At 49.1% G+C, this 21,852-nt stretch carries 14 protein-coding genes and 3 tRNA genes; 11 read left to right on the top strand and 6 right to left on the bottom strand.

The features are described 5' to 3' along the window. Window positions 1–48 precede the first annotated feature (48 nt). The 5 genes from BUB73_RS00525 to BUB73_RS00545 all read left to right on the top strand — a co-directional run bounded on the left by BUB73_RS00525 (window position 49) and on the right by BUB73_RS00545 (window position 6,057). Window positions 49–1,461 carry an LptF/LptG family permease gene (locus BUB73_RS00525; RefSeq protein WP_073155830.1) on the top strand — a complete coding sequence of 471 codons (1,413 nt, stop codon included), beginning with the start codon at window positions 49–51 and terminating at the stop codon, window positions 1,459–1,461. Further along, window positions 1,458–2,543: an LptF/LptG family permease gene (locus tag BUB73_RS00530; protein WP_073155833.1), complete on the top strand. Its 1,086-nt coding sequence runs from the start codon at window positions 1,458–1,460 to the stop codon at window positions 2,541–2,543. Before BUB73_RS00525 ends, BUB73_RS00530 begins: the two co-directional genes overlap by 4 nt. Before the next feature lie 7 nt (window positions 2,544–2,550). Continuing rightward, complete coding sequence (locus tag BUB73_RS00535; protein ID WP_073155836.1) at window positions 2,551–4,383, top strand: diguanylate cyclase; 1,833 nt, start codon at window positions 2,551–2,553, stop codon at window positions 4,381–4,383. 18 nt (window positions 4,384–4,401) lie between these two features. Next, window positions 4,402–5,898, top strand: a complete 1,497-nt coding sequence (locus tag BUB73_RS00540; RefSeq protein ID WP_073282852.1) for a sodium:solute symporter — start codon at window positions 4,402–4,404, stop codon at window positions 5,896–5,898. An 86-nt stretch (window positions 5,899–5,984) separates the two neighbouring features. Next, a tRNA-Gly gene (locus BUB73_RS00545) sits at window positions 5,985–6,057 on the top strand. 192 nt (window positions 6,058–6,249) lie between these two features. Here BUB73_RS00545 and BUB73_RS00550 read toward each other — a convergent pair. Next, window positions 6,250–7,242 (bottom strand): T9SS type A sorting domain-containing protein, encoded by a 993-nt coding sequence (locus BUB73_RS00550; protein WP_073282855.1) that lies wholly within the window; start codon window positions 7,240–7,242, stop codon window positions 6,250–6,252. A gap of 508 nt (window positions 7,243–7,750) precedes the next feature. Here BUB73_RS00550 and BUB73_RS00555 point away from each other — a divergent pair. The 3 genes from BUB73_RS00555 (at window position 7,751) to nrdG (ending at window position 11,075) form a co-directional block, all read left to right on the top strand. Then, window positions 7,751–10,081, top strand: coding sequence for an anaerobic ribonucleoside triphosphate reductase (locus BUB73_RS00555; RefSeq protein ID WP_073282858.1), 2,331 nt, complete (start codon window positions 7,751–7,753; stop codon window positions 10,079–10,081). A gap of 101 nt (window positions 10,082–10,182) precedes the next feature. Then, a complete protein-coding gene (nrdD, locus tag BUB73_RS00560) occupies window positions 10,183–10,341 on the top strand; it encodes an anaerobic ribonucleoside-triphosphate reductase (RefSeq protein ID WP_073155847.1) in 159 nt (52 codons plus the stop codon). A gap of 128 nt (window positions 10,342–10,469) precedes the next feature. Further along, window positions 10,470–11,075, top strand: a complete 606-nt coding sequence (gene nrdG, locus BUB73_RS00565; protein ID WP_083539584.1) for an anaerobic ribonucleoside-triphosphate reductase activating protein — start codon at window positions 10,470–10,472, stop codon at window positions 11,073–11,075. Window positions 11,076–11,120: 45 nt separating this feature from the next. On the opposite strand, the gene BUB73_RS00570 is transcribed toward nrdG, so the two are convergent. The 5 genes from BUB73_RS00570 to BUB73_RS17125 all read right to left on the bottom strand — a co-directional run bounded on the left by BUB73_RS00570 (window position 11,121) and on the right by BUB73_RS17125 (window position 13,208). Then, window positions 11,121–11,474, bottom strand: coding sequence for a hypothetical protein (locus BUB73_RS00570; RefSeq protein ID WP_139259067.1), 354 nt, complete (start codon window positions 11,472–11,474; stop codon window positions 11,121–11,123). Between the two features lie 85 nt (window positions 11,475–11,559). Then, window positions 11,560–11,632 (bottom strand) — tRNA-Gly (locus BUB73_RS00575). A gap of 175 nt (window positions 11,633–11,807) precedes the next feature. Then, a tRNA-Gly gene (locus BUB73_RS00580) sits at window positions 11,808–11,880 on the bottom strand. 76 nt (window positions 11,881–11,956) lie between these two features. Continuing rightward, window positions 11,957–13,051 carry an adenylate/guanylate cyclase domain-containing protein gene (locus BUB73_RS00585; protein WP_073155852.1) on the bottom strand — a complete coding sequence of 365 codons (1,095 nt, stop codon included), beginning with the start codon at window positions 13,049–13,051 and terminating at the stop codon, window positions 11,957–11,959. A 13-nt stretch (window positions 13,052–13,064) separates the two neighbouring features. Next, window positions 13,065–13,208, bottom strand: coding sequence for a hypothetical protein (locus BUB73_RS17125; protein ID WP_158535411.1), 144 nt, complete (start codon window positions 13,206–13,208; stop codon window positions 13,065–13,067). A gap of 102 nt (window positions 13,209–13,310) precedes the next feature. Between BUB73_RS17125 and hemW the strand changes: the two genes are divergently transcribed. From hemW to BUB73_RS00605, 3 genes are all read left to right on the top strand, one after another. Further along, window positions 13,311–14,456 (top strand): radical SAM family heme chaperone HemW, encoded by a 1,146-nt coding sequence (gene hemW, locus BUB73_RS00595; RefSeq protein WP_073233649.1) that lies wholly within the window; start codon window positions 13,311–13,313, stop codon window positions 14,454–14,456. A gap of 155 nt (window positions 14,457–14,611) precedes the next feature. Continuing rightward, window positions 14,612–17,335, top strand: coding sequence for a hypothetical protein (locus tag BUB73_RS00600; protein ID WP_139259068.1), 2,724 nt, complete (start codon window positions 14,612–14,614; stop codon window positions 17,333–17,335). Window positions 17,336–17,358: 23 nt separating this feature from the next. Further along, window positions 17,359–21,711 (top strand): hypothetical protein, encoded by a 4,353-nt coding sequence (locus BUB73_RS00605; RefSeq protein WP_139259069.1) that lies wholly within the window; start codon window positions 17,359–17,361, stop codon window positions 21,709–21,711. Window positions 21,712–21,852 lie beyond the last annotated feature (141 nt).

Raw genomic sequence — 21,852 nt, forward strand, 5'->3', positions numbered from 1 at the left:
ATTCTAACTTTACCGCCGTAAATTAGCAAAAATTGGCAGTCCAGAAAAATGATTTTAGTCCGCTATGTCTTGAAAGAGCTGATCGCCCCCTTCCTGGCGTCTCTTTTTGGCATTACGTTTCTATTTGTAGTGGATTTTTTGGTCAAAATTCTAGACAGTGTCTTGTCCAAGGGGCTTCCCACTTCTACGGTGGTTGAAATCTTTGTACTGAACCTGGCCTGGATGCTTTCCCTTTCTATTCCCATGGCCGTTCTTGTGGCGAGCCTTATGGCCTTTGGCCGACTGTCCGGAGACCAGGAAATTACGGCCTGCAAGGCCGCCGGTATTTCTCCCCTTTCCCTGATGAGGCCGGTGCTGATTGTTTCGCTCCTGGTGTCGGTGCTGATGGTGGTGTTCAACAACTGGGTCTTGCCCGAGGCCAACCACCGTTCCGTGGAACTGATGAGTGCTGTGTCCCGCAAGAAGCCCCATGCCTTTATTGATGCGGGTCGACTGATTACCCAGTTCCCGGGGGTCCAGCTTTGGGTAAACCATATCGATCCCACTACGGGTACCCTGTATGGCATTCAAATTTTTGAAATGGAAAAGAAGGGGGCGCCTCGTATTGTCTATGCCGACAGTGCCTCCATGGAATACGCTGACAATGGAGCAACTCTTATGCTCCGCCTGCGCAGTGGCGAAAACCATATGACAGACCCGGATAATCCGGAAAACTATTTCCGCATCCGATTCTTCAGTCAGGATCTGGCCATGAAGAATGTGGATGACCGTCTGGAACGCCGCAACCGCAGTTATCGCAGCGACCGCGAAATGCCCATTGAGATGATGCAGGATGTGGTGGATGACGCGCGAAAGAAGTACGTGGAGTTCCGTAAGGACGCCCTGGAAAAACGTCTGAGTACATTGGTGGCTCTCCAAAAGAATGTGGTAGGTGACTCCGTTGTCCCTGACATCAAGGAAAGTAATATCGAGATTGATTCCGTCCAACGCCGCCGGTCCCTGCAGCGCCTGCGAGTACAGGAGGTGTCTGCCCTCCGCACCACGGAACGTGCTTTTGGCCGTGTAGAGGCGGAATTGAAACGAGAGGCTCAATATACGGTCGAAATCCAGAAGAAAATCAGTACCGGCGTGGCCTGCTTTATCTTTATTCTGATTGGGGCGCCTTTGGGAATCATGGCTCGCAAGGGTGGTATTGGTACAGGTATCCTTTACAGTCTATCGTTCTTTGTGATTTACTGGATTTGCCTTATTGGTGGCGAAAATCTGGCTGACCGTCTGGTCGTCAGTCCTTATCTGGCCATGTGGGCTTCCAATATCATTATCGGAATTTTTGGTATCTTCATTACGATCGCCATGGTCCGTGACCGCTTCTCGGGAGACTCCAAGTTCTTCAGGGGTGTTCGTGCGGTCAAGGGCTTCTTTGGTAGGGGCTTCAAGAAAGTCTTCGGGAGGTTCGGGTGAAGTTTACAAGGTACATGCTATGGAACTTCTTCAAGATGTTCCTTATTGTGCTTCTTGGTGCAGTCCTCATGTTCGTGGTTATCGACTTTGTGGGAAACATCAAGACCTGGTCTACCCGCGAGACCAAGGATGCAGTGGACTATTACGTCTGCTACTTGCCGTACATGGTGTATTTGATTACTCCCGTGGCCTGTTTTATTTCAATCCTGGCTTCCGTAGGCAATATGGCTCGCCACCTGGAAATGAGCGCCATGCAGAGCTCTGGACAGAGCCCGCTCAAGACATTGTTCCCCATTTTTGTTTTTGGAATTCTTGTGTCGGTGGGTTCTTATGAAATGAGTGAATATTGGCTTCCTGACGCTAACCATAAACGTCTGGAAATTATGGAAACTAACGCCCAGAAAAAGAAGAATCCCCGCATCAAGGAAAAACAGGAATTTACCTTTATCGACAGTGAGAAGGCTAGCTGGTTCTTTAGACATTATTCTGGCAAGAGCAAACTGGGACGAGACGTGCTCCTTTTACTGCGCGACGAGGGTCGCCTCCAGGAACGCTTTGATGCCAAGGTGGTCCGTTGGCTGGAGGATGAAGGATGCTGGCAGTTTGAACGGGGACATCGACGCGTCTTCCAGAAAGATGGCTCTGTGAAAGTCTACAAGTTCGTTCGCGAAAAGGCCTGTGACCAAGTTTCTACCCGTCCAGAAGACCTCATTAATGAACGTCAGGTTTCCGATGAAATGGATTCCAAAATGGTCAAGAAGAGGATCGAGGTATTGAAGCGCTCCGGTGAAGATACCCGTACCATGGAAACCGCACTGCACTTTAAGCGGTCTGCTCACTGGATGAACCTGATTGTGCTCCTGATTGGTGCCGCACTTTGCCATCGTTATAGCCGTTCTGGGGGGCTTTCCCAGAAATTTGGCATTGGTCTGTTGATTGTATTTAGCTATTATATTCTTGAACGAATAGGATTGAAAATGGGAGAAAATGGTGCGTTGTCGCCTTTCTGGGCGGCATGGATCAGCCACTTCGTCTATGGTGGCGTGGCGACAGTAATGTTGTACCGTTCCTTCCGATTATAGGGTGTCTATGTCTGTTGCCGAAATACTTTTTATCGTGGCAGGTCTTCTGCTTGGCTTGGCGTTCCATGGTGGAATGCTCCTGTTCCTGATTCCCTTTGCCATTGTGGCCTTTGTACTGGCCTGGTTGAATCGTCCTCGTCTGGCAGGTGGTCCTAACAGCCAGAATCCGACTAGCAATATTCCCATTATCTCTATCGGGCCCCGATCTACCAACACTAATCCTGTTGTGTCCCCCGATTTGATTTCCGAGTTCCGCAATGATCATGACAGGGCTAACGAACCTGAGGCCGCCTTCAAGGTGAGCCAGGTATGGGCCCGTGCCAATGCTGATATTAACCGTGCCATGACCGACATGCTTTGTGCGTTGAAGGTCATCGTTCCCGGAGTGAATACCGCCATTGTGTTTACCCAGCAGAATAACCCCAGGGAATGGGGTGTTCGCAATTATGTAAACGACAAGGAAATGTCCGTGAATCCCAGCACACGGCTTTCGGAAAGTGGAAGCCTGCTGAGTCAGATGTTCAGATCCGGTGTGAGCCGCATCCTCGAAGGCGATTTGCCTAGTAGCAAGGTTCTGTCGTTCTACCTGGACAATCCTCCGGTGAAGTCTGTGGTGGCTGTCCCTATGCTGGACCATAGCGGCAACCGCGTCGGTATCCTGGTTCTGGATTCCACTGCGCCTAACGCATTTACCGATAAGACGGCCCAGGCCCTGGTTTATATTGCCAAGGCGATTTCCATGCTTGATTACAAGGGCTTCTACTCTGCCCAGAAGCATATCGCCCTGCAGCAGTACGCTGGTCTTTACAACTATCAGCGTAAGTTCTTCCAGACCATGACTGTGAAGGACATCTATAAGCAGATTATCAACTACGTGAAGGCTAACGTGGCCTACGACCGTCTGACGATTCTTGCCATGAATAAGGTGAATGAAAGTGCTGGACGTGTGGTGTACTGCGATGGTATCGAATCCAGTCAGTTCTCCGAGAAGCGTTTTACCCTTTCTGACAAGGGTATCTTCGTGCTGGCCATGATGCGCAACCGTCCGGTGGAACGCAGCTTTACTCCGGGTTACAACGAATATGTGCCCCGCCTTAGCGATAACGAAAAGCGTAACTTGAATTTGCGTCAGCTGTTCGTGATGCCAGTGGCTACCGAAACAGATGCGGCTACTGCAGATATGGCCATCTGCCTTGAAAGCAGCAGCTCCAGACCGTATAGCGAACACGAAAAGGAACTGCTCAAGGCCTTCGCTGGCGTCGCAGGCTTCGCCTACGATCGCGCTCGAAAGTTCGAGCATGGCCGTGACCTGGCCATGCGCGACGGCCTCACCGGTCTTATCAACCACCGCACGCTCCACGAAAGTCTGCGCTCCGAAAAGGTTCGCGCCGACCGCAAGAAGTACAACATCGGCGTTCTCATGATGGACATCGACCACTTCAAGCGCGTCAACGACACCTACGGACATCCCATCGGTGACGTGGTTATCAAGAGCATCGCCGACACCGTCAGCTCCGAAATGCGAAAGGATATCGACGTGGTGGCCCGTTACGGTGGTGAAGAATTCGTGGTGGGCATGGTGGAAACCACGGCTGAAGGTATGATGGAAAAGGCTGAACGCATCCGCAAGGCTGTCGAAAAGCTGGCCATCGACGTTCATCAGACAAAGCCCCTCAAGGTTTCCGTCAGCATTGGCGCCTTCCTGGTCACTCCGGACTTCCACGACATGAAGAAGGCCGTGAACAACGCCGACCAGGCTCTGTATCGCGCCAAGGAAGGCGGCCGTAACCGCGTTGTCCGTTACGAACTTGACGAAGAATCCATGGCTCCCAAAGCATAAAGCCCTTCAGGAGGGAAGATGTTTACTTTAGTTGACTGGCTGGTCCTGGCCGCCTATTTGCTGTTTTCCCTCTTCATCGGCCTGTGGGTTTCCCGCGGCAACAAGAACTTGAAGGAGTACATGCTTGGCGGTGGATCCATGCCCTGGATTGCCGTTGGTATTAGCCTTATCGCCACCTCCGTCAGCGCCACCACATTCCTGGGGGCTCCTGCCGATGTGTATGGCGACAACATGACTTTCCTCATGTTCCAGATCGGCGCCTTCATCAGTATCTTCGTGGTGGGGAAGGTCTTCATTCCCCGATTCCAGAATTCCGGCATTAGTAGCGCCTACGAATTGTTTGAAGTTCGTTTCAGCAGGCCGGTCCGTCGTCTGGCGGCCATCTTCTACTGCATGCACTTGTTGCTCCGCACAGGAATTCTGCTGTACGCTCCGTCCCTGGTGCTCGCTCAAATTTTGCACATTGACCTGAAGGTGGCGATTATCGTTTCTGCGGCAGTGGCCATTTTCTACACCTGGTTCGGCGGTATCAAGGCTGTCATCTGGACCGACGTGATGCAGTTCATCGTCTTCTTTGGCGGTGGCGCCTTGGTGCTTCTCATCATTTCCAATTCTGTAGGTGGCCTTGGCGAAATGGCCCGCATGGCAGGGGAGGCCGGCAAGACAAAGTGGTTCGACGGTAGCCTGGATATCTCCAATGCCCGCACCCTGATTTCTGCAGGCTTTGCTTACGCCGTTCTTGAAATCGCCATCCGCGGTTGCGACCAGCAGTTTGTACAACGCTACCTCAGTTGCAAGGACGTGAAGGCGGCTAACCGTTCCAGCGTGCTGTCCATGGTGCTGGGTGTTGTGGTTTCTATCCTATTCTACTGGGTTGGTGCCGCCCTTTATGTTTACTACCAGACGGCCCACGCGGCTCCTCTTCCTACAGGTCTCGGACAGAATGACGTCTTTCCTTACTTTATCGTAAATGGTCTGCCCCAGGGTGTAACCGGCCTGATTGTTGCCGCTATCTGTGCAGCCGCCATGAGCTCTCTTTCTGGCGCCATCAATTCTCTCAGCAATACTTCTGAAAGAGATTTCTTTGGCTGGAAGGAAAATGAAGGCCTGGGCGGTCTCAAGCGCGCAAAGCTTTGGACGGTGCTGTGGGGTGTTCTGGGCGTGTTCGGCGCACTCTTTGCCGCTACCCAGCAGGGGAGCCTTTTGAAGAACGCCGTGTTCTTTACGGGCCTCTTTACAGGACCGCTGCTGGGCATGTTCCTGCTGGCCTTTTTCGCCAATAAACTGTTCGGTGGCGATGATAGTCCCAAGAAACTTCGTGGCTGGTGCGTCATCATTGCCGTCCTCTGCGGTATGGGTAGCCTGATACTCGTTCAGGGAATCCCCGCTTTCGGTGTGCCTGCAGTTCTCGGCGGAATCTTTAGCTGGCCCTGGATGCCCTTGATCAGCATGACCACTACCATTGTGGTAGCCGTAGGGGTAAATTTCCTGGCTAATATGTTGAATCGCAGGTAAAAAAAGCAAACTTTAAAAAAAAGTTGAAAAAATGGCCCATATCCCTTTACAAGTGAAAAATAAATAGCTATATATGGGCCATCCTCGCGGGAATAGCTCAGTTGGTAGAGCACGACCTTGCCAAGGTCGGGGTCGAGGGTCCGAGTCCCTTTTCCCGCTCTAAAACAAAAGAACCACTCATTGAGTGGTTCTTTTTGTTTTATCGTAAGAATGGAGTTGGGCGCGAGACCCCTCGGAGACTGCGGACGAACATTCCCTTTTCCCGCCTACGGTGTCCGCGGCTGCGTTTCGACATACGAAAAGAGGATCCCGTTGCCGGAATCCTCTTTCTATTCTTTAAAGTATGACTTTTTACTTCAGAAGGATCTTCTTGTTCATATTTACGGATTTGCCCGAAATACGAACCATGTAGATTCCTGCCTTGAGGCCTGCCAAGTTGATGGATGCTTCGACCTTGCCGCTCTTTACGACCTGGCCCTGGACGTTTGCAATTTCGTAAGAGGCGCTCTTGATTCCGCTAAAGGAAAGGATTCTGCCAGAAAGGCTTACGTTTGCTGCAGAGACTGCCTTCTGAGAAATGGCGTCTGGGTCTGCGTGATGGTCACAGGAGTTTGCAGACTTTTCTTTCTGGGAAACAGCCTTTTCTCCCTTACAAGTTCCCTTGGGACCGACCTCGAAAATGCGCAATGCGCCCTGGGCGTCGGAAGCCTGTCCGTCAATTTGGAATTTGACCGCGGTTGCCTTTGCAAAAGCTTCAGCACAACTGGAAACCTTCTGTGCTGCAGGTGTCCACGTGGGTTGGCTGAATTTGCTGAAGTCCAGATCGACCAAAGTCGGGGTGGCTGTTTTGGTTAGCTTGGCTGAACAGGAGGCGTTGCCTGTGCCGTCTGCGTCAATCGTCAATGTGACGTCATCATCTGATGTGTATGTGGCGCAGAGACCCTCGGCGGAGGTTATGTCGAGGGAGGCCTGTGCTGCACCTACAAGGTTGAAGCCCATTCCGACGAAATTGTATGGGTATTCTTCATTTTGACCTGTGGTAGTTGGGTCCACAAGTACATACTTTACAAAGATGTAACCCAAACTGTCGATCATTGGCTGGATGAAAGAGCCGTAATTGCCGGTAGAATCGTAGAGGTACTTAATGTAGGAACCGCCTTTATCGTTGGCACGGTCGTCGTAATCATACCAGTAAGAGGGATTCTCGTAATTGGGTTCCAGGCTTTCTTTTGTGGTGTTGGCGATTTGACTTGTTCCGTTGAACCAGATATCGTTGTTGACGGTTTCTGCCATGGAAACGGCGGATAATGCTGCGACTGCAGCGACAATGATTTTTTTATTCATTTTTGTATCTCCTTAACCATCCCTAAGGTTATACCCTGAGTATACTTTATTTTTGAGAAAAAGCAAAACTTTTGTAAAGAAAAAGTTTAATTTTAATTTGTAGAAAACTTACGAAAATGCTACTTTAGTCTAACTACTTATGATATAAAGAGTTAGCGATTGATGCGTTAAAAATATGCTGTGTTTACAGATTGTTGATAGGCTTGCCGTTGAGGAAAACTCAGAAAATTTTTTGAAAATTTTAAGAAATAACATCCACAAGGGAGTTATGTTTTATTATCTTGTAGGCCACATCTTGTGGTTGGGTGTGGTGCTTGAACACAAGATGTAGTGAAATCGCGAAATAAAAAGTTTATTGTAAGAAATTGGCGTTTTGCTTGAGTATTCAGGAAAAAAGGCGGTTTTGGTAGACTGATTTCGGTGATTGACACGATAGGATTGAAGAGAATATTACGATTTTTGCGGGGCTAGATTCGATATTTTGTGTCGGCTGGCCGAAGGGATGACGATGATTGTTTCTGTTAAGAAGCGCGACGGCAGAGAAATGCCGTTTAATATCGAAAAGATTGCTGACGCCATTGTTAAGGCATTCCGTGCCTCCGGCGAACTTGATGATCAGATCAAGGCCGCGCAGAGCCAGATGAGCCTCCTCGGCAACGATGATATTCTTAACAGCACCGCTCTCAAGGTTTCCGCCGAAGCTGTTTCCCTTTTGGAAGCCAGCGGCAAGAGTTCCCCCGATATTGAAGAAATCCAGGATGCTGTAGAAAAGGCCCTTACAGAAGGCGGCTATGCCGATACCGTTAAGAGCTACATCCTATACCGTGCAGAACGTACCCGTGTTCGTGAAGTGAACACTCGCCTTATGCACACCCTCCGCGACATTACTTTCAGTTCTGCAAAGGAATCCGATCTCAAGCGCGAAAACGCAAATATCGATGGCGATACCGCCATGGGCACCATGCTCAAGTACGGTTCCGAATCTGCTAAGCATTTCTACACCATGATGATGCTGAAGCCGGAACACAGCCGTGCTCACTCCGAAGGCGATATCCATATCCACGATCTGGACTTCTACGCCCTCACCATGACTTGCTGCCAGATCGACCTGCTGAAGCTTTTCAAGAATGGCTTTAATACCGGTCATGGCCACCTCCGTGAACCCAAGGATATCCGTAGCTATGCCGCATTGGCTGCTATTGCCATTCAGTCTAACCAGAACGACCAGCATGGCGGTCAGGCTGTTCCTAACTTTGATTACGCCATGGCCGATGGCGTCCGCATTACTTATCGCAAGGCCTACCTGAACAACATGGTCAAGGCCCTTATGCTTCTGGCTGGCAAGAGCGAAGAAGAAGTTCGCCCCGTAGTCAAGAAGCTTCACGAAGAAATGGCTGAAATGGGAATGGTTGCAACTTTGGTTCCCAACGAACGCTTCGTTGAAACCGAAACACACGAACTTTCCAAGACCTACGGCGTTGAAACTACCATGCATGCCCAGAAGTTTGCCGAAAAGCAGGCTTACGAAGAAACGGACAAGGCTACCTTCCAGGCTATGGAAGCTTTCGTGCATAATTTGAACTCTATGCACAGCCGTGCCGGAGCCCAGACTCCGTTCTCCAGCATCAACTACGGTATGTGTACCGCTCCCGAAGCCCAGATGGTCATGCGCAACCTGCTCCTTACCACTGAAGAAGGTCTGGGTGGTGGCGAAACCGCAATCTTCCCCATCCAGATTTTCCGTGTCAAGGAAGGCGTCAGCATGAATCCAGGTGATCCCAACTATGACCTGTTCAAGTTGGCCTGCCGTGTTTCCGCAAAGAGACTTTTCCCCAACTTCAGCTTCCAGGATGCTCCGTACAATCTGCAGTACTACAAGCCGGGCCATCCCGAAACTGAAATTGCTTACATGGGGTGCCGTACCCGCGTTATCGGTAACTCTGCACGCCCCGATCACGAAATTACCTTCGGTCGTGGCAACCTGAGCTTTACTTCCATCAACCTTCCTCGCATCGCAATCAAGATGAAGAGCCTGGATCTGTTCTACAAGGAACTGGACCGTATGCTGGCTCTGGTCCGCGATCAGCTCCTGGAACGTATGGAAGTCCAGTGCCGCAAGCGCGTCAAGAACTTCCCCTTCCTCATGGGTCAGGGCATCTGGATTGGTTCCGATAAGCTTGGCTGGAACGACGAAGTTCGCGAAGTTCTTAAGGATGGCACGCTTTCTATCGGTTTTATCGGCCTTGCCGAAACTCTGGTGGCTCTCACCGGAAAGCACCACGGCGAATCTGAGGCTTCTCAGCGCCTGGGTCTCGAAATTGTACAGCACATGCGTGAATTCTGCGATAGCGAATCCAAGCGTCTGGGCGTGAACATCACCCTGTTCGCTACTCCCGCAGAAGGCCTCTCTGGCCGCTTCCTCCGTATGGACAAGAAGAAGTTTGGCGTTATTCCGGGCGTTACCGACCGCGATTACTATACCAACTCCTTCCATGTGCCGGTATACTACAAGATTAGCGCATTCAAGAAGATTGAACTTGAAGCTCCGTACCACGCCCTCACCAATGCGGGCCATATCAGCTACATCGAAATGGATGGCGATCCGACCCAGAATCTGGATGCTTTCGAAAAGATCGTTCGCTTTATGGCAAAGTCCGGCATTGGCTACGGCTCTATTAACCACCCGGTTGACCGTGACCCCGTTTGCGGTTACGTCGGCGTCATCAATGACTGCTGCCCCCGTTGCGGTCGCGCAGATGGTCACGCCATCGATCCTCAGAAGATCGAGGAACTTCGCAAGAAGTTCCCGGGCATGCCCGCATTCCTGGGAATTCGCTAGGGCGGTTTTTGGCACGGAATTGGCTATAATGGCCAAAGAGGTTTGAAGGGAACAAGATAAGAGGAAAACGAACTAGGCTTGAATTAGTCAAGGAGAAAAAAATGAGCGAAAAAGAAAAATCCATGTATGGCGAAGGCGTAAGCTTCGAACGTATCCGTCGCATTACCGGTTACCTGGTGGGTACCGTAGATCGTTTTAACAACGCAAAGCGCGCTGAAGTCGCTGACCGTGTCAAGCACGGCTGCTGCGGCGACGCCTAATTGAATAGCCTGCGGCATTTCTTGCGTTTTGTAAGGGTACCCGTGGGCTTTTTTTGTATCTTTGAGATAGGGAGCCGTAAATTGTAAAGGCTCCCTGTTGAATATTCGTCGGATGTAAAGGTGCAAAGATGGACTATCAGGAAGAAGATCGTGAAGATTTGGGCTTGCCCGTGCCCGAAGGTTTTGAGGGCAAGAATCTCCGAATTGCTGGCATCGAGGCGGAATCCTTTGTAGACGGTCCCGGCATTCGTTTTTCCATCTTTACCCAGGGCTGTAAGCACCATTGTCTGGAATGCCACAATCCCCAGACCCATGATTTCAATGGCGGCCATTTGATTTCCCTGGCGGAAATCCTTTCCATGATCGAAGAGAACCCTCTGCTGGATGGTGTTACCTTTAGCGGTGGCGATCCTATGGAACAGGCGGCCACTCTGGTTCCCCTGGCCCGCGAAATCAAGGAACGTGGGCTGAATCTGGTCGTCTTCACCGGCTATACTTATGAGTACATCGTCGCGCACCGGGAACAGCGTCCGGATTGCATGGAACTGCTGACCTTTGCGGATATCCTGGTGGATGGGCCCTTCGTTTTGGCCCAACGCAGCCTTAGTCTCAAGTTCCGTGGTTCCAGGAATCAGCGCCTTATCGATGTCCAGAGCAGCTTGACTCAGGGCCGTGCCGTCCTTCATCAGATTCAGCTGGACGAAATGCAGGAACACCCGGATTTATTTGAATAGAAAACCCAGGATTAAATCCTGGGCTTTTTTATTAAGGCTGTGAGTTTAGTTTTCTTTAGTTGAGCTAATCTTGTATGCAGCGGACGGGGCTTCTGCACAGGCGTCAATTTGCTGGGTGCGCTGTTCCAAATTGTTCGACATGGTCATGGATCCTAGACGGATTTCTCCTGTCACTTCCATGTAATTCGCTTCGGATTCCGGGAGTTCCACTGCATAGAACTTGCCGCAACTATCATCGAGAATGTCGTTGATAGAAAGCATTGGGCATCGGTCGTTCATGATGCCGATACGGTTAGCCTGCTCAATTAACTTGTTGAGTGCTTCGTTTTCTTCTCCAAGGCATTCCTTTAGTTCAGAAAGGTCGGCTCTTAAGTTTTCAATTTCGGAAGCGTCTTTCACGAATATGGAAACTGTAGGATCGGCAAAAATCGAAATTGCAAAAAAGGCAAAAAGAACCACTCAACGAGTGGTTCTTTTGTTTTCGAGCGGGAAAAGGGACTCGGACCCTCGACCCCGACCTTGGCAAGGTCGTGCTCTACCAACTGAGCTATTCCCGCGGGGTGACCCATATATAGATATTTTTTTGAGGTTTGTAAAGGGATGTGGCGTTTTCTTTAATTTTTTTTTGAGTATTGTCTGCACCTCCGACCCCGAGGGGTCTCGCGCCCGATTCCACCTCATCACGACATAAAAAAGAAAAGACATCCATTCGGATGTCTTTTCACATTTTCGAGCGGGAAAAGGGACTCGGACCCTCGACCCCGACCTTGGCAAGGTCGTGCTCTACCAACTGAGCTATTCCCGCGGGGTGTGCCATATTTAACTATTTTTTTTTAGCTTGTAAAGGGTCTTTTCTGATTTTATTTAATTTTTTTGAAAAATTATTCTTCCGTGATTTTAAAAGAGTCCGGCAGCTGCAAGGAGAATATCAAAGTACCGTTTCTCTTTCCGCGAAGTTCAAAAAGACCTGCCTTGGAACACATGAAATTGTGAGGTAAGGGGAGGGGGAGCTTGGCGAACAGGTCTTCCGAAATCAGGAAATCCTGGCCTAACTTTGAACAGAGCGTCTGGATTCGGGCGGTCGTATTCAGAACGTCTCCATGGTATGCCATTTCACTTCCGAAGTTTCCCACCTCAGTGGCGATCACTTGTCCGCAATGGGCCGCAGCCTTAAAGTCTGGGGCAATTCCGTAGCGTCTCAAAAAGCGTCTTTTGGTGTTGTGTAGGCATTCCTTGAAGTCATAGAAGCAGTTCAATGGTCTTGCCCTGCTGCGACAAGCACTTGTTTTCCAGGTAATAAAGGCTCCATCGCCTGCAATCTGATAGATTTCTCCATGATTTTCTTCGCAACAGTTCGATAAAAGCTTGTAGTAGTCTCGAATAAAGTTGCTGTATTTGATGTTGCCCAGTTCTTCACAGATGGTGGTGGAATTCTTCAAGTCGATGAACATGAATACCAGGTCCTCTTCCACTGGATCCTGGTATTTGCCTAGGACCGTGTTGATGAAGACTCTAGATCCGAATTTTTTGTGGACAGAACGGACGAATGTAATCAAGTGGCCCAGGAGGAACAAGCCGACAATCAGAACCTGGTTACCGTGTTCCTTAAATGCGGCCTGTACCTGGCGCAGTGCATTCTCGTTAACAAGACCTTCGCGGCTGTCGATGTACCAGATTAGAATGCAGAGCATCAAGTTGACGCAAATGCTAGACAAGAAAAACCAGGAACGGATTAACAAGGACGTGGCCACGGGGCGGCTGTCCATTTCGTCCTGAAGAATCACCACGTCGTAGATGCCGTGGGACAGACCTGTGAACAGGGACAACTGCAACATGAATAGCAATCTGGTGGGGTCCATGCCGTCGATGTTTCCGTAGGTAGACAAGGCCGTCGCACCCATAGAAACTACAATCCACGACAGGATGTAGAAACAGATCGCCTTGAATTTACGCTGTGTCATGCGTGTCATTGCCATAGGAGTATCCCGGTCAATGAATGAATAACGGCAGGGCCCAGATCATGGCAATGATGACGATGTCTTTGTAGGAGTCGTCCAGCAGAAGGGTTGATGCCAAGAAGAAAATGACGGTAGAAAGCGTCAAAAAGAGAATGAGGGGAAGGCGCTTCCTCATTTTCTTTTTCCAATTCTTCTTTTCGTTATTCTCCATATACCTTATATAATCTAAATTTCAGTGAATGTTTCTCTAAAAGTAGTAGATTCTGTTGTAAAAAAAATGTTTGGACTGTATATTCACATCCCTTTTTGTGCGAAAATTTGCGATTATTGCGATTTTCACGTGATGCCTGCGTTTCCGAAGCTCTATCAGGAGTATACGGATCTACTTTGCCGTGAGGTTGAATTTTTTGATGCCGCCCATCCGGGATTGCTAAAGACGGCGCAAACCTTATACCTTGGTGGGGGAACCCCGTCGATTCTTCCGTTGGACTGCCTGAGCCAGATCTTTGGCTGTTTGAGGTCTTTGGGGGTGGATGTTGACTCCCTAAAAGAAGTTTCCATGGAATTTAACCCGGAATCTACCCGAAAGCATACGGTAGAGAAGGCTTTGGAACTTGGAGTTCGACGTTTTAGCCTGGGGTTACAGACATTTGACGGGAATTTGTTGACTACCATAGGCCGTTCCCACTCTGTGGAAGCGGGTATCCAGGCTCTTGACTTGTTGACTTCTTCCGGCGCTCAGGTTTCTGGGGATTTGATGTTCAATCTTCCCGGTCAGACTGTTAGAAGTTTCCTGAATGATGTGGATCGGCTGTCCGATTTTAACTTGAATCACATCAGTTTTTACGGTCTAACGGTTTCGCCTAGGTCTATGTTAGGGCAAAAGGTGTCAAAGGGGCTGCTGAATATCGATGAAGATTTGTATGAAGAAATGTACTTGAACGGCGTTGAACTTCTTGGTCGAAAAGGATTTGAACGTTACGAAGTCTCAAATTTTGCCCGCCCTGGTTACGAAAGCATCCATAACCGGAACTATTGGTCCCGGGGAGAATATGCCGGTTTTGGCCCGGGAGCCCATAGTTTTTTGGGAAACACCCGTTTCTATGCACCGGAGATGTACCCTCGATGGAGGGATTTTGTCCGTGAGGGGGCACCGGAATCCCGACTTACTACTGATAAATTAAATGATGAGGATGTGCTCATGGAACTCCTCTGGCTGTCATTAAGACAGTCGTCAGGCCTTGATCTTCAAGGACTTAGCTCATTTGGAGTGCGTCTGCCGCCCTCTTCATACGAAAAATGGCTTAAGAAGGGGTTCGTTTCGATGGAAAATCATGACCGCCTAAAGCTTTGCGGCCGAGGTTGGATTTTTATGGATGAAATCGTTACGGACTTGGCTAATTCCTATTCTGAATTGGAATAAATGAAACTGTAAAATAGCGTGAGATTCAAGTCACAAAGGCGTAAACCCCTTTTGCTTTTTCTTAAAAAAAACATATCTTTGTAAAAGAGAATTTGCATAAAGAAGGATGCATTTTTCTCCTGTTATTGAATTTTGAATTGGATTAGAGGTTTAAGATGCAGTTGTTTAAGTCACATATCTCCGCTATGTGGGCGTTATTGCTCCTGTTGATTTGCTCGACAGCGGCCTTTGCCGAAAATGTAGACTGCGTCAACTACAACAAGAATGACCCCAAGGCAACACCGGACGTCCGCTGCAAGTACGCCCGAATCTGGTCTACCCGAACAGCAGTGCTTTATGTGGTGGATCCGGATTCTGCCATCATGAGAAAGAATGCTATCCCTTACAAGGACTTCCTGGTTTACATCCCTAAGGAAGTTAGCACTGACACTCTGACCGTTACCAAGGCTTCTGACTCCACTCAGATAAAAAATCTCACTCCTGTGAATTCCGGTGCGGATTCTGTTGTCGAAGTCAATATTTATGGCCACTACGCTTATGAGAACTTCCAGCTGGGTACTGCAGTCTCCGAATCGGATATCGATCCCATTGTAAGTCTTGTCTATAACTTCTATGCCCCGGAACTGGAATACAGCATTGATGGTAAGGTCATAACCGATGTGTCTAAACTGGACTACAAGGTTGGCGATACTGTAAAAGTTGACGTGCGTGCTGTTATTCCCTATGGCCCCCAGGCTGACAGAACGGACTCCACTCTTGAAAGGACTTTCTTCTTCTCTGCTTTTGGCGATAGCAAATCCCTCAAGTTCCTGAGCCCCAGTGGTTCCGACCTGACCTTGAGTGATGGATCAGTCCGTCTGAAAATCGAAAACGGTAAGTCCAGCTTCCTGGTTGTGGCAACAAAGGCCGTTACCGATGGTTCCACCTTCACTCTTGGTGGCTTTGATGATGGTAAGGACTCCTCTGGCAAGACCAAGTTCCTTGTGGATGAGAAGTTCCCCGGCGAATTGCAGTTCAAGAATCCGGATATGCCTTCTCTGGACGGTGCTGCCATTTATGATACCGATGGTGATGGTATTGGCGATAGCATTGCTACCTGGTTCAGCGGCAATATGGATTCTGTGTCTGTGGACAGCTTCTACTACAGCTGGCCTGATGATGAATCTTTCAAGAAGTATTCCGGCGATGTCAAGGAAAATAAGAATGGAGATATCTTTGGCCTGCCCGATGTGAGCGTGAAACTTCAGAAGGATTCCGCTACCGGTGCTGTTAAGGCCTATGTATGTTCCACCTTGGGCAACCGCTGCGATACCCTGAAGACCGATCTGAAGGATAGCATCGGCGCCGCCATCCAGTCTGCATCCCTGATCAAGGGCAATGGCAAGACTGACACCCTGGTTGTCCGTTTCAACAAGGACATGGATGAGTCCTGGACTTCTGGTCGTGGCCTGGTCCTGAATGGAGAAGCCATTGATGTCAATGCCGTCAAGAAGGATGGCAATGTCTGGACCTTCGTTGTGAAGACTGGCGTGGTTGAAGTTGGTGACATGATCAAGATTGAAACCGTTTGCGGCAAGGATAAGTGCCCCGACGGCATCCTGACTTCAGCTGACGGTGTGCCTACGTCCAAGAACAATAAGGAAGTTCCTGTTGACAACGCTGGCCGTGTTTATGCAGACAACGAAAATAACGGCTTCTATGATCGAGATGGTGACGGCCGTATGGATAGTGTTTCTCTGGGCTTCAGCACTCCTATTACAGAAGATGACTTGAAGAATCTGGAATTGAAGTTCTACTGGTTGGATAAGGATGGTGATGTTGTTGAAATTGTTCCGACTAGCATCTATGACCTGGTCATTTCTGACGATGGACTGGTGGTTGGTTATGCCCTGGATCCAGATAAGTACAACATCAAGCCGATGCTGACTTCTATTGATTCCGTTTCTTCTAAGGGTAAGGAATATGGCTATGCCAAGCTGATCAATAAGGTTACTATTGACGGCGAAAAGACCGAAGAAGAAACACTCTGTGGAATGCACGACTATATGCCGCCTGTTATTTCCACGACCTTCCTGAATCCTGAGTCTTTCCAGGAAATGGAACCGGATCGCTTTACCGTTACCTTCTCTGAACCCATCGATTATAAGAACTTTAACTTGACCGATGACTGCCTCGCCTTCTATGTGGATGGGGAATGGGTCCATTACGACTTGAGTGACGCTCAGTGGAGTAACGGTGGACGTACCGTTACCTTTATGATGGAAGCAGGAGCTGATCTGACTAGCCGTATGAATCCTGCAGATTCTGTTCGCTTTGACAACTTCACTTCTGGCTTGAAGGATCTCGAGGGCAATAACGTTGCCGAAGTCACTCCTCCTGTGATGGTGAAGGGCGATCCTCGTGTGGTTATGAAGACAACCTCTATGGCTGACTTGAACCGCATGGAAGAACTGAGCGAAAGAGCAAAGCCCTTTACTCTTGACCATGTGGAATCTGAACTGAGCGAAGAACAGAAGGCTTCTCTGGGTGTCCTGATGGATGTCAGCTTTGCAACCATTATGAAGAATGGTTCTGATGGTGTATCCAAGGTGGATATCGATAAAATCGGATTGAAGTGGGAATTGTATGTGTATACAAACCTTGGCGCATATGTTGGACACGCCTCGGGCAAGATTGATTGCGACGATCCGTTCTTTGACGGCAATTGCCTTGAAAATCCGGATAAGTTGTATGTTCGCTGGAATATGCGTTCCGACAATGGCCGTAAGGTTGGCGTCGGTATCTATTTGGCAAAGTTTAATATTCGCGTGTACGGCGCAGAGGAAGATTTTAAAGTTGAAAGAGTCTTTAGATGGGGCGTTTCCGCAACTAAGCACTAGGGACGATTTCAGAGGGTAGTGATATGAAGAAGATTACAAGATACATAACAGCTATGCTCATGGCGGCTGGTTCCGCTGTGGCCGCAAATATGCCCGCCCCGGAAAATCCGGCGACCGGTATTTGGATTCAGCAGGTGGGTGACATTGTCCCTCATCCCTCTTCCAAGGCTACTCTGTACTACACAAAGTACCAGAATGATGGGGTCGGTGACCGTGTCAAGGGTATCAGCTATCAGTACAACGGTGCTGGCTACCTGCTAATGAAACCTTCTGATAAGAAGGTGGTTTGTTCTTACAATGATGGTGTTCATGGTGCCGACGGTATTGTTCAGCATCCTGATGGTGATTTGCTTGTTGCAGGTCAGGAACAGAAGACCATCTATAAGGTGAGCAAAACTGCTGGTAATGGAAACAACTGTGTTGTGAAATCAGGTACTCCTGCTCAGGAGACTTCTGGTATTTGGCACTTGATGATGGATCCTACCCAGAAGATTTTGTGGGGTTCGGGTATTCCTGGGCCTCTGTTTAGGTTCTCTACCGAAACGGATGTGACCGAGAAGAACTTCTCTTCTAAGGGTTATCACGTTGAACTTAGACCGAATGCTTCGAATCGCCGAAAGGATAAGAATCTTGCTACGATAGTTTGGGATGGTGATGGAACTGCGTTCTTTACCTATTCTGACTATATGGGTGGTGGTTGCGAACCGAATCACGAAAATTGTACTGCCGATAAAATTAAAGAGAGAAGGGGTGGCGCCTATTTCGGGTATTTCACTGATACAACCTATGTAACGGTAACTGAAGGAAATATCGGTACCTATGGTGGAAAGGTGGGCGAAAAGGTCATCAAATCCTTTGGCACGAAGATCTTGATTGACTCTTTGGAAGGTGCTCATGGTGCCACTTATGATGAATACTCCAAGACCATCTTCGTATTCGGTGGTTCCAAGATTGTTCAGATTCAGCCCTACCGTGAAAACGGTGCCTTGAAGGCCAAGGTGGTCGCCACCATCGATATGCGTGAATATTTCTTTGAGGAAACTCTTGAAAATTTGACTCTCCCGAGAACGAAGGATGGTGCTTATACCGGTTGGCGCCTTGACCAGGGTACTGTCGATGGCTATGGTCATTTGTTTGTTGCCAGTAACACAGGCCACATGGTCTTTGTGGACTATGTTGGCAATTCCCAAAAGCTGATCAAGGATAATATTCTTATCCATGTGCAGTGGATTGACAACTTTTTGGACGATTTGGCCCCTCTTAAAGGTGTTATTGTCGACCGCGCTGGTGGTACGTCTGGCGCAGACGAAGATCTTTCCGAAGAAACCTATCAGAGTAGTTCTGCTTTGATTACCTATAATGGATCTAGCAGTAGCCTGGGTGGAAGCAGCTCTTCTAAGGGTGGCTCCAGTACTTCTGGCAAGTCTAGCAATTCCAACGGAAGTTCTAACTCTAATAGTAGTTCCGGCTCTAACGGTGGCAATGGTTCCAGCGGTTCCAATGGTAATGGCAGCTCTGGTTCCAATGGTGGCAATGGCTCCAGCGGTTCCAATGGTAATGGCAGCTCTGGTTCCAATGGTGGCAATGGCTCCAGCGGTTCCAATGGTAATGGCAGCTCTGGCTCCAATGGTGGCAATGGCTCCAGCGGTTCCAACGGCGACAATGGCTCTAGCGGCTCTAACGGTGGCAATGGTTCCAGCGGTTCCAATGGTGGCAATGGCAGCTCCGGCTCCAATGGCGGCAATGGCTCCAGCGGTTCCAATGGTGGCAATGGCAGCTCCGGCTCCAATGGCGGCAATGGCTCCAGCGGTTCCAATGGTGGCAATGGCAGCTCTGGTTCCAATGGCGGTAATGGCGACAATGGTTCCAGCGGTTCCAACGGCGGTAATTCCGGTAGCAATTCCTCTTCTAGCAGAAGTATCGGAGCCGGTGAAGATGTTGACGGAAAGTCCAGCTCCTCCAGAGTCTACTATGGTGCTGATGATTACATCCAGAATGAAGGTTCTGATTACGAAAGCTATCCCTCTGCAGATGACTTTGACAAGGGTGACTCTGCCGTGGCTAGCGTAATCGTCTTGAATCCCACGACTCCGGGTACTAAGAATTCCGTGGTAATTAATGGTAACAGTTACCTGCTGAATGATAAGCCCAAGGGTGATTCTCTGAATCTGGAATACAACTCTGGAAAGAATACCGCAAAGGTTGGACAGGTTCTGGCAATTACTCTGGACTCTTCTAAGGTGAAGGAATACTTCGGTGATGTGGATTCCCTGGAAATTATTTCTGAATCTGTAATCGCCTTGATCGATAAGGAAAATGGCGGTACCAAGACTCAGACCATCAAGGTTAACTCTGATGGTTCCGTGACCTTCTACGTAACTTCTGATAAGGTGGTTTCTGGTGGTGCCATTAAGGTTAGAGGTGGCGGTGAAATGATTATCATCGACAACATCACCTTCTACGATCCTATTCCTGATGCTCGTGTCGGTTACATCAAGGATACTGATGGCAACAATACCTTGGACTACATGGAAATTCTCCTGAACGATTCCCTCTCCGGCAACTATGATCTGGATAGCGTGAAGATCGTTCTGGGTAAGGATACTATCAAGTGCGCTAATCCGAAGCTTAATGATTCCAAGGATCGAATCCTGGTTGACGTAAGCAAGGTCAAGGGCTTGCCGGCCGTGGGCGAATTCCCGAAGGATGCAAAGGCTCTGATTTACTACGGTGATGGTAAGGGTGCTACTTATGGTAGAGAATCTTCCATTGTTGAAGTGGGTAGCTTTGTGATTAAGGATGCATATGCAATCCGCAATGCTAACGGTATGGACTCCCTGTTCCTGCAGTTCAGTATTGATCTGATTCCGGCTGACGTTGGTTCTCCTGAAATGCTGATTATGCTCAAGCAGGAAGCTGAACGTTATGGCTTCGACGTGGGTCAGATTAAGAAAGTGTACATGCCTACAAAGGATATCGTGATCCTGGTTGCAAAGACCTTTGATCTCAAGGGCGGCAAGAAGGATAGCGTGTCTCTGTATCCTAACGTGACCTTCAGCAGCTTGCCGTACATTACTTCTGATGAATACGATCGTGAAATCCCTGTGACGGTAACGGACCGCTTTGCCTCTGCAAAGAACTCGGAATACTGGGATACCGATGGAGACGGCGTTCTGGACCAGATTGTGACCGTGTTCGACAAGAAGCTGACGGCTGCAGATCTTGAGTCTGTGTACATGTCCTTCCCGTGGTATAGCAGCAGAGGCTTGCTGATTCAGCTGCAGGCTCAGCCTGGTGAATTGCGTATTGATCCTAAGGACTCTACCCGAGTCATCTGGGATGTTCATGCCGCAACTCCGCTGGCTTCTGGAGTCACCAGCATTCGCGAAGATCTGCCCGAGGCTACCATCTACACGTACTACAGCGTGTTTAATGAAACCTTCGTGAATGAAGAAACCGTGCCTCCGGTTGACAAGATGTCTCCTGTGGTTTCTCAGGCCTTCCTGAGCTATGGTTCCAAGGCTGACACCTTGATTGTGACCTTCTCTGAACCGATTCTTACCAAGAACCTCAAGGGCGAAGACTTCTTCTCCTATATTCATGGAGGAAAGACTATCGAACTGGATCCCATGCGTATGGAATGGTCCTCTGATGGCTACTCTGTCAAGTTGATTCTGGATGGTGGCGTATCTACCATTATGCCGGGCGACTCCCTGATTGTCCGTAAGGGTGCCAAGGATGCCATTAAGGATAACTATGGCAACGTTGCTGGCGACGATCCTCAGCCGGTTATTATTGGTGGCTTGCTGAACCATTTGGTTGAGGCTACTAATATGGGTACCTTCGATGCCAATGATGATCGCGTCGTTGACGAAGATGGCGATAAGAGCTACACTCTCCAGACTGTAAGCTCCGTGAACCTCCGCTATGTGCCTGGGTCGACGACTAAGGAAGACCTGCAAAAGGAAGGCGCCTTGGGTCAGCTGGTTCAGTTGGGTGAACGCTTCGTGCCGCAGCTCCTGGATCGCGCTCAGGTCGGTGTAGATGGTTCCTACGATCCTTCTGTGCTGGATTCCCTGAAGCCTGAAGATGTCTACATCTCGTTCATCGTGAACTTCTTCGACCATTTGGGCCAGTATGTGAATGACACCATTATTACGGTTCCCTGTAACAGCCCCAAGTTTGGTGGCAACTGCCTGGAAACCGATAAGAAGGTCTTCGTGAACTGGAACTTCAAGGATCATAACGGCCGCTTTGTTGGAACTGGTGTGTACAACGTCCAGTTCAAGATGGTGGTCCGCTATGAAAACAAGAAGATCGAAGAAGAGATTAAGGATAAGTGGGGCGTTCGCCGCAAAAAGAGCAAGAAGAAATAATCCGCTGTCCTAGAAAATTGAAAAGGCTTCCGCAAAAATCGCGGGAGCCTTTTCTGTTCAATGAGGTGGGCGGAGCCCCCTGCGTCAAAGCGATCGCCGGCAGTACCTACAAAAAACGCAGACGATAAAAATCGTCTGCCA

The organism is Fibrobacter sp. UWH6, assembly GCF_900142465.1.
Taxonomy (GTDB): domain Bacteria; phylum Fibrobacterota; class Fibrobacteria; order Fibrobacterales; family Fibrobacteraceae; genus Fibrobacter.

Excerpts from the sequence above, each read along its gene's own strand:
- BUB73_RS00525 (WP_073155830.1), top strand. The coding sequence starts at position 49 with ATGATTTTAGTCCGCTATGTCTTGAAAGAGCTGATCGCCCCCTTCCTG.
- nrdG (WP_083539584.1), top strand. The coding sequence starts at position 10,470 with ATGGACTATCAGGAAGAAGATCGTGAAGATTTGGGCTTGCCCGTGCCC.
- BUB73_RS00605 (WP_139259069.1), top strand. The coding sequence starts at position 17,359 with ATGAAGAAGATTACAAGATACATAACAGCTATGCTCATGGCGGCTGGT.
- BUB73_RS00540 (WP_073282852.1), top strand. The coding sequence starts at position 4,402 with ATGTTTACTTTAGTTGACTGGCTGGTCCTGGCCGCCTATTTGCTGTTT.
- BUB73_RS00585 (WP_073155852.1), bottom strand. The coding sequence starts at position 13,051 with ATGGCAATGACACGCATGACACAGCGTAAATTCAAGGCGATCTGTTTC.
- BUB73_RS00555 (WP_073282858.1), top strand. The coding sequence starts at position 7,751 with ATGATTGTTTCTGTTAAGAAGCGCGACGGCAGAGAAATGCCGTTTAAT.
- BUB73_RS17125 (WP_158535411.1), bottom strand. The coding sequence starts at position 13,208 with ATGAGGAAGCGCCTTCCCCTCATTCTCTTTTTGACGCTTTCTACCGTC.
- BUB73_RS00550 (WP_073282855.1), bottom strand. The coding sequence starts at position 7,242 with ATGAATAAAAAAATCATTGTCGCTGCAGTCGCAGCATTATCCGCCGTT.
- nrdD (WP_073155847.1), top strand. The coding sequence starts at position 10,183 with ATGAGCGAAAAAGAAAAATCCATGTATGGCGAAGGCGTAAGCTTCGAA.
- hemW (WP_073233649.1), top strand. The coding sequence starts at position 13,311 with ATGTTTGGACTGTATATTCACATCCCTTTTTGTGCGAAAATTTGCGAT.
- BUB73_RS00600 (WP_139259068.1), top strand. The coding sequence starts at position 14,612 with ATGCAGTTGTTTAAGTCACATATCTCCGCTATGTGGGCGTTATTGCTC.
- BUB73_RS00535 (WP_073155836.1), top strand. The coding sequence starts at position 2,551 with ATGTCTGTTGCCGAAATACTTTTTATCGTGGCAGGTCTTCTGCTTGGC.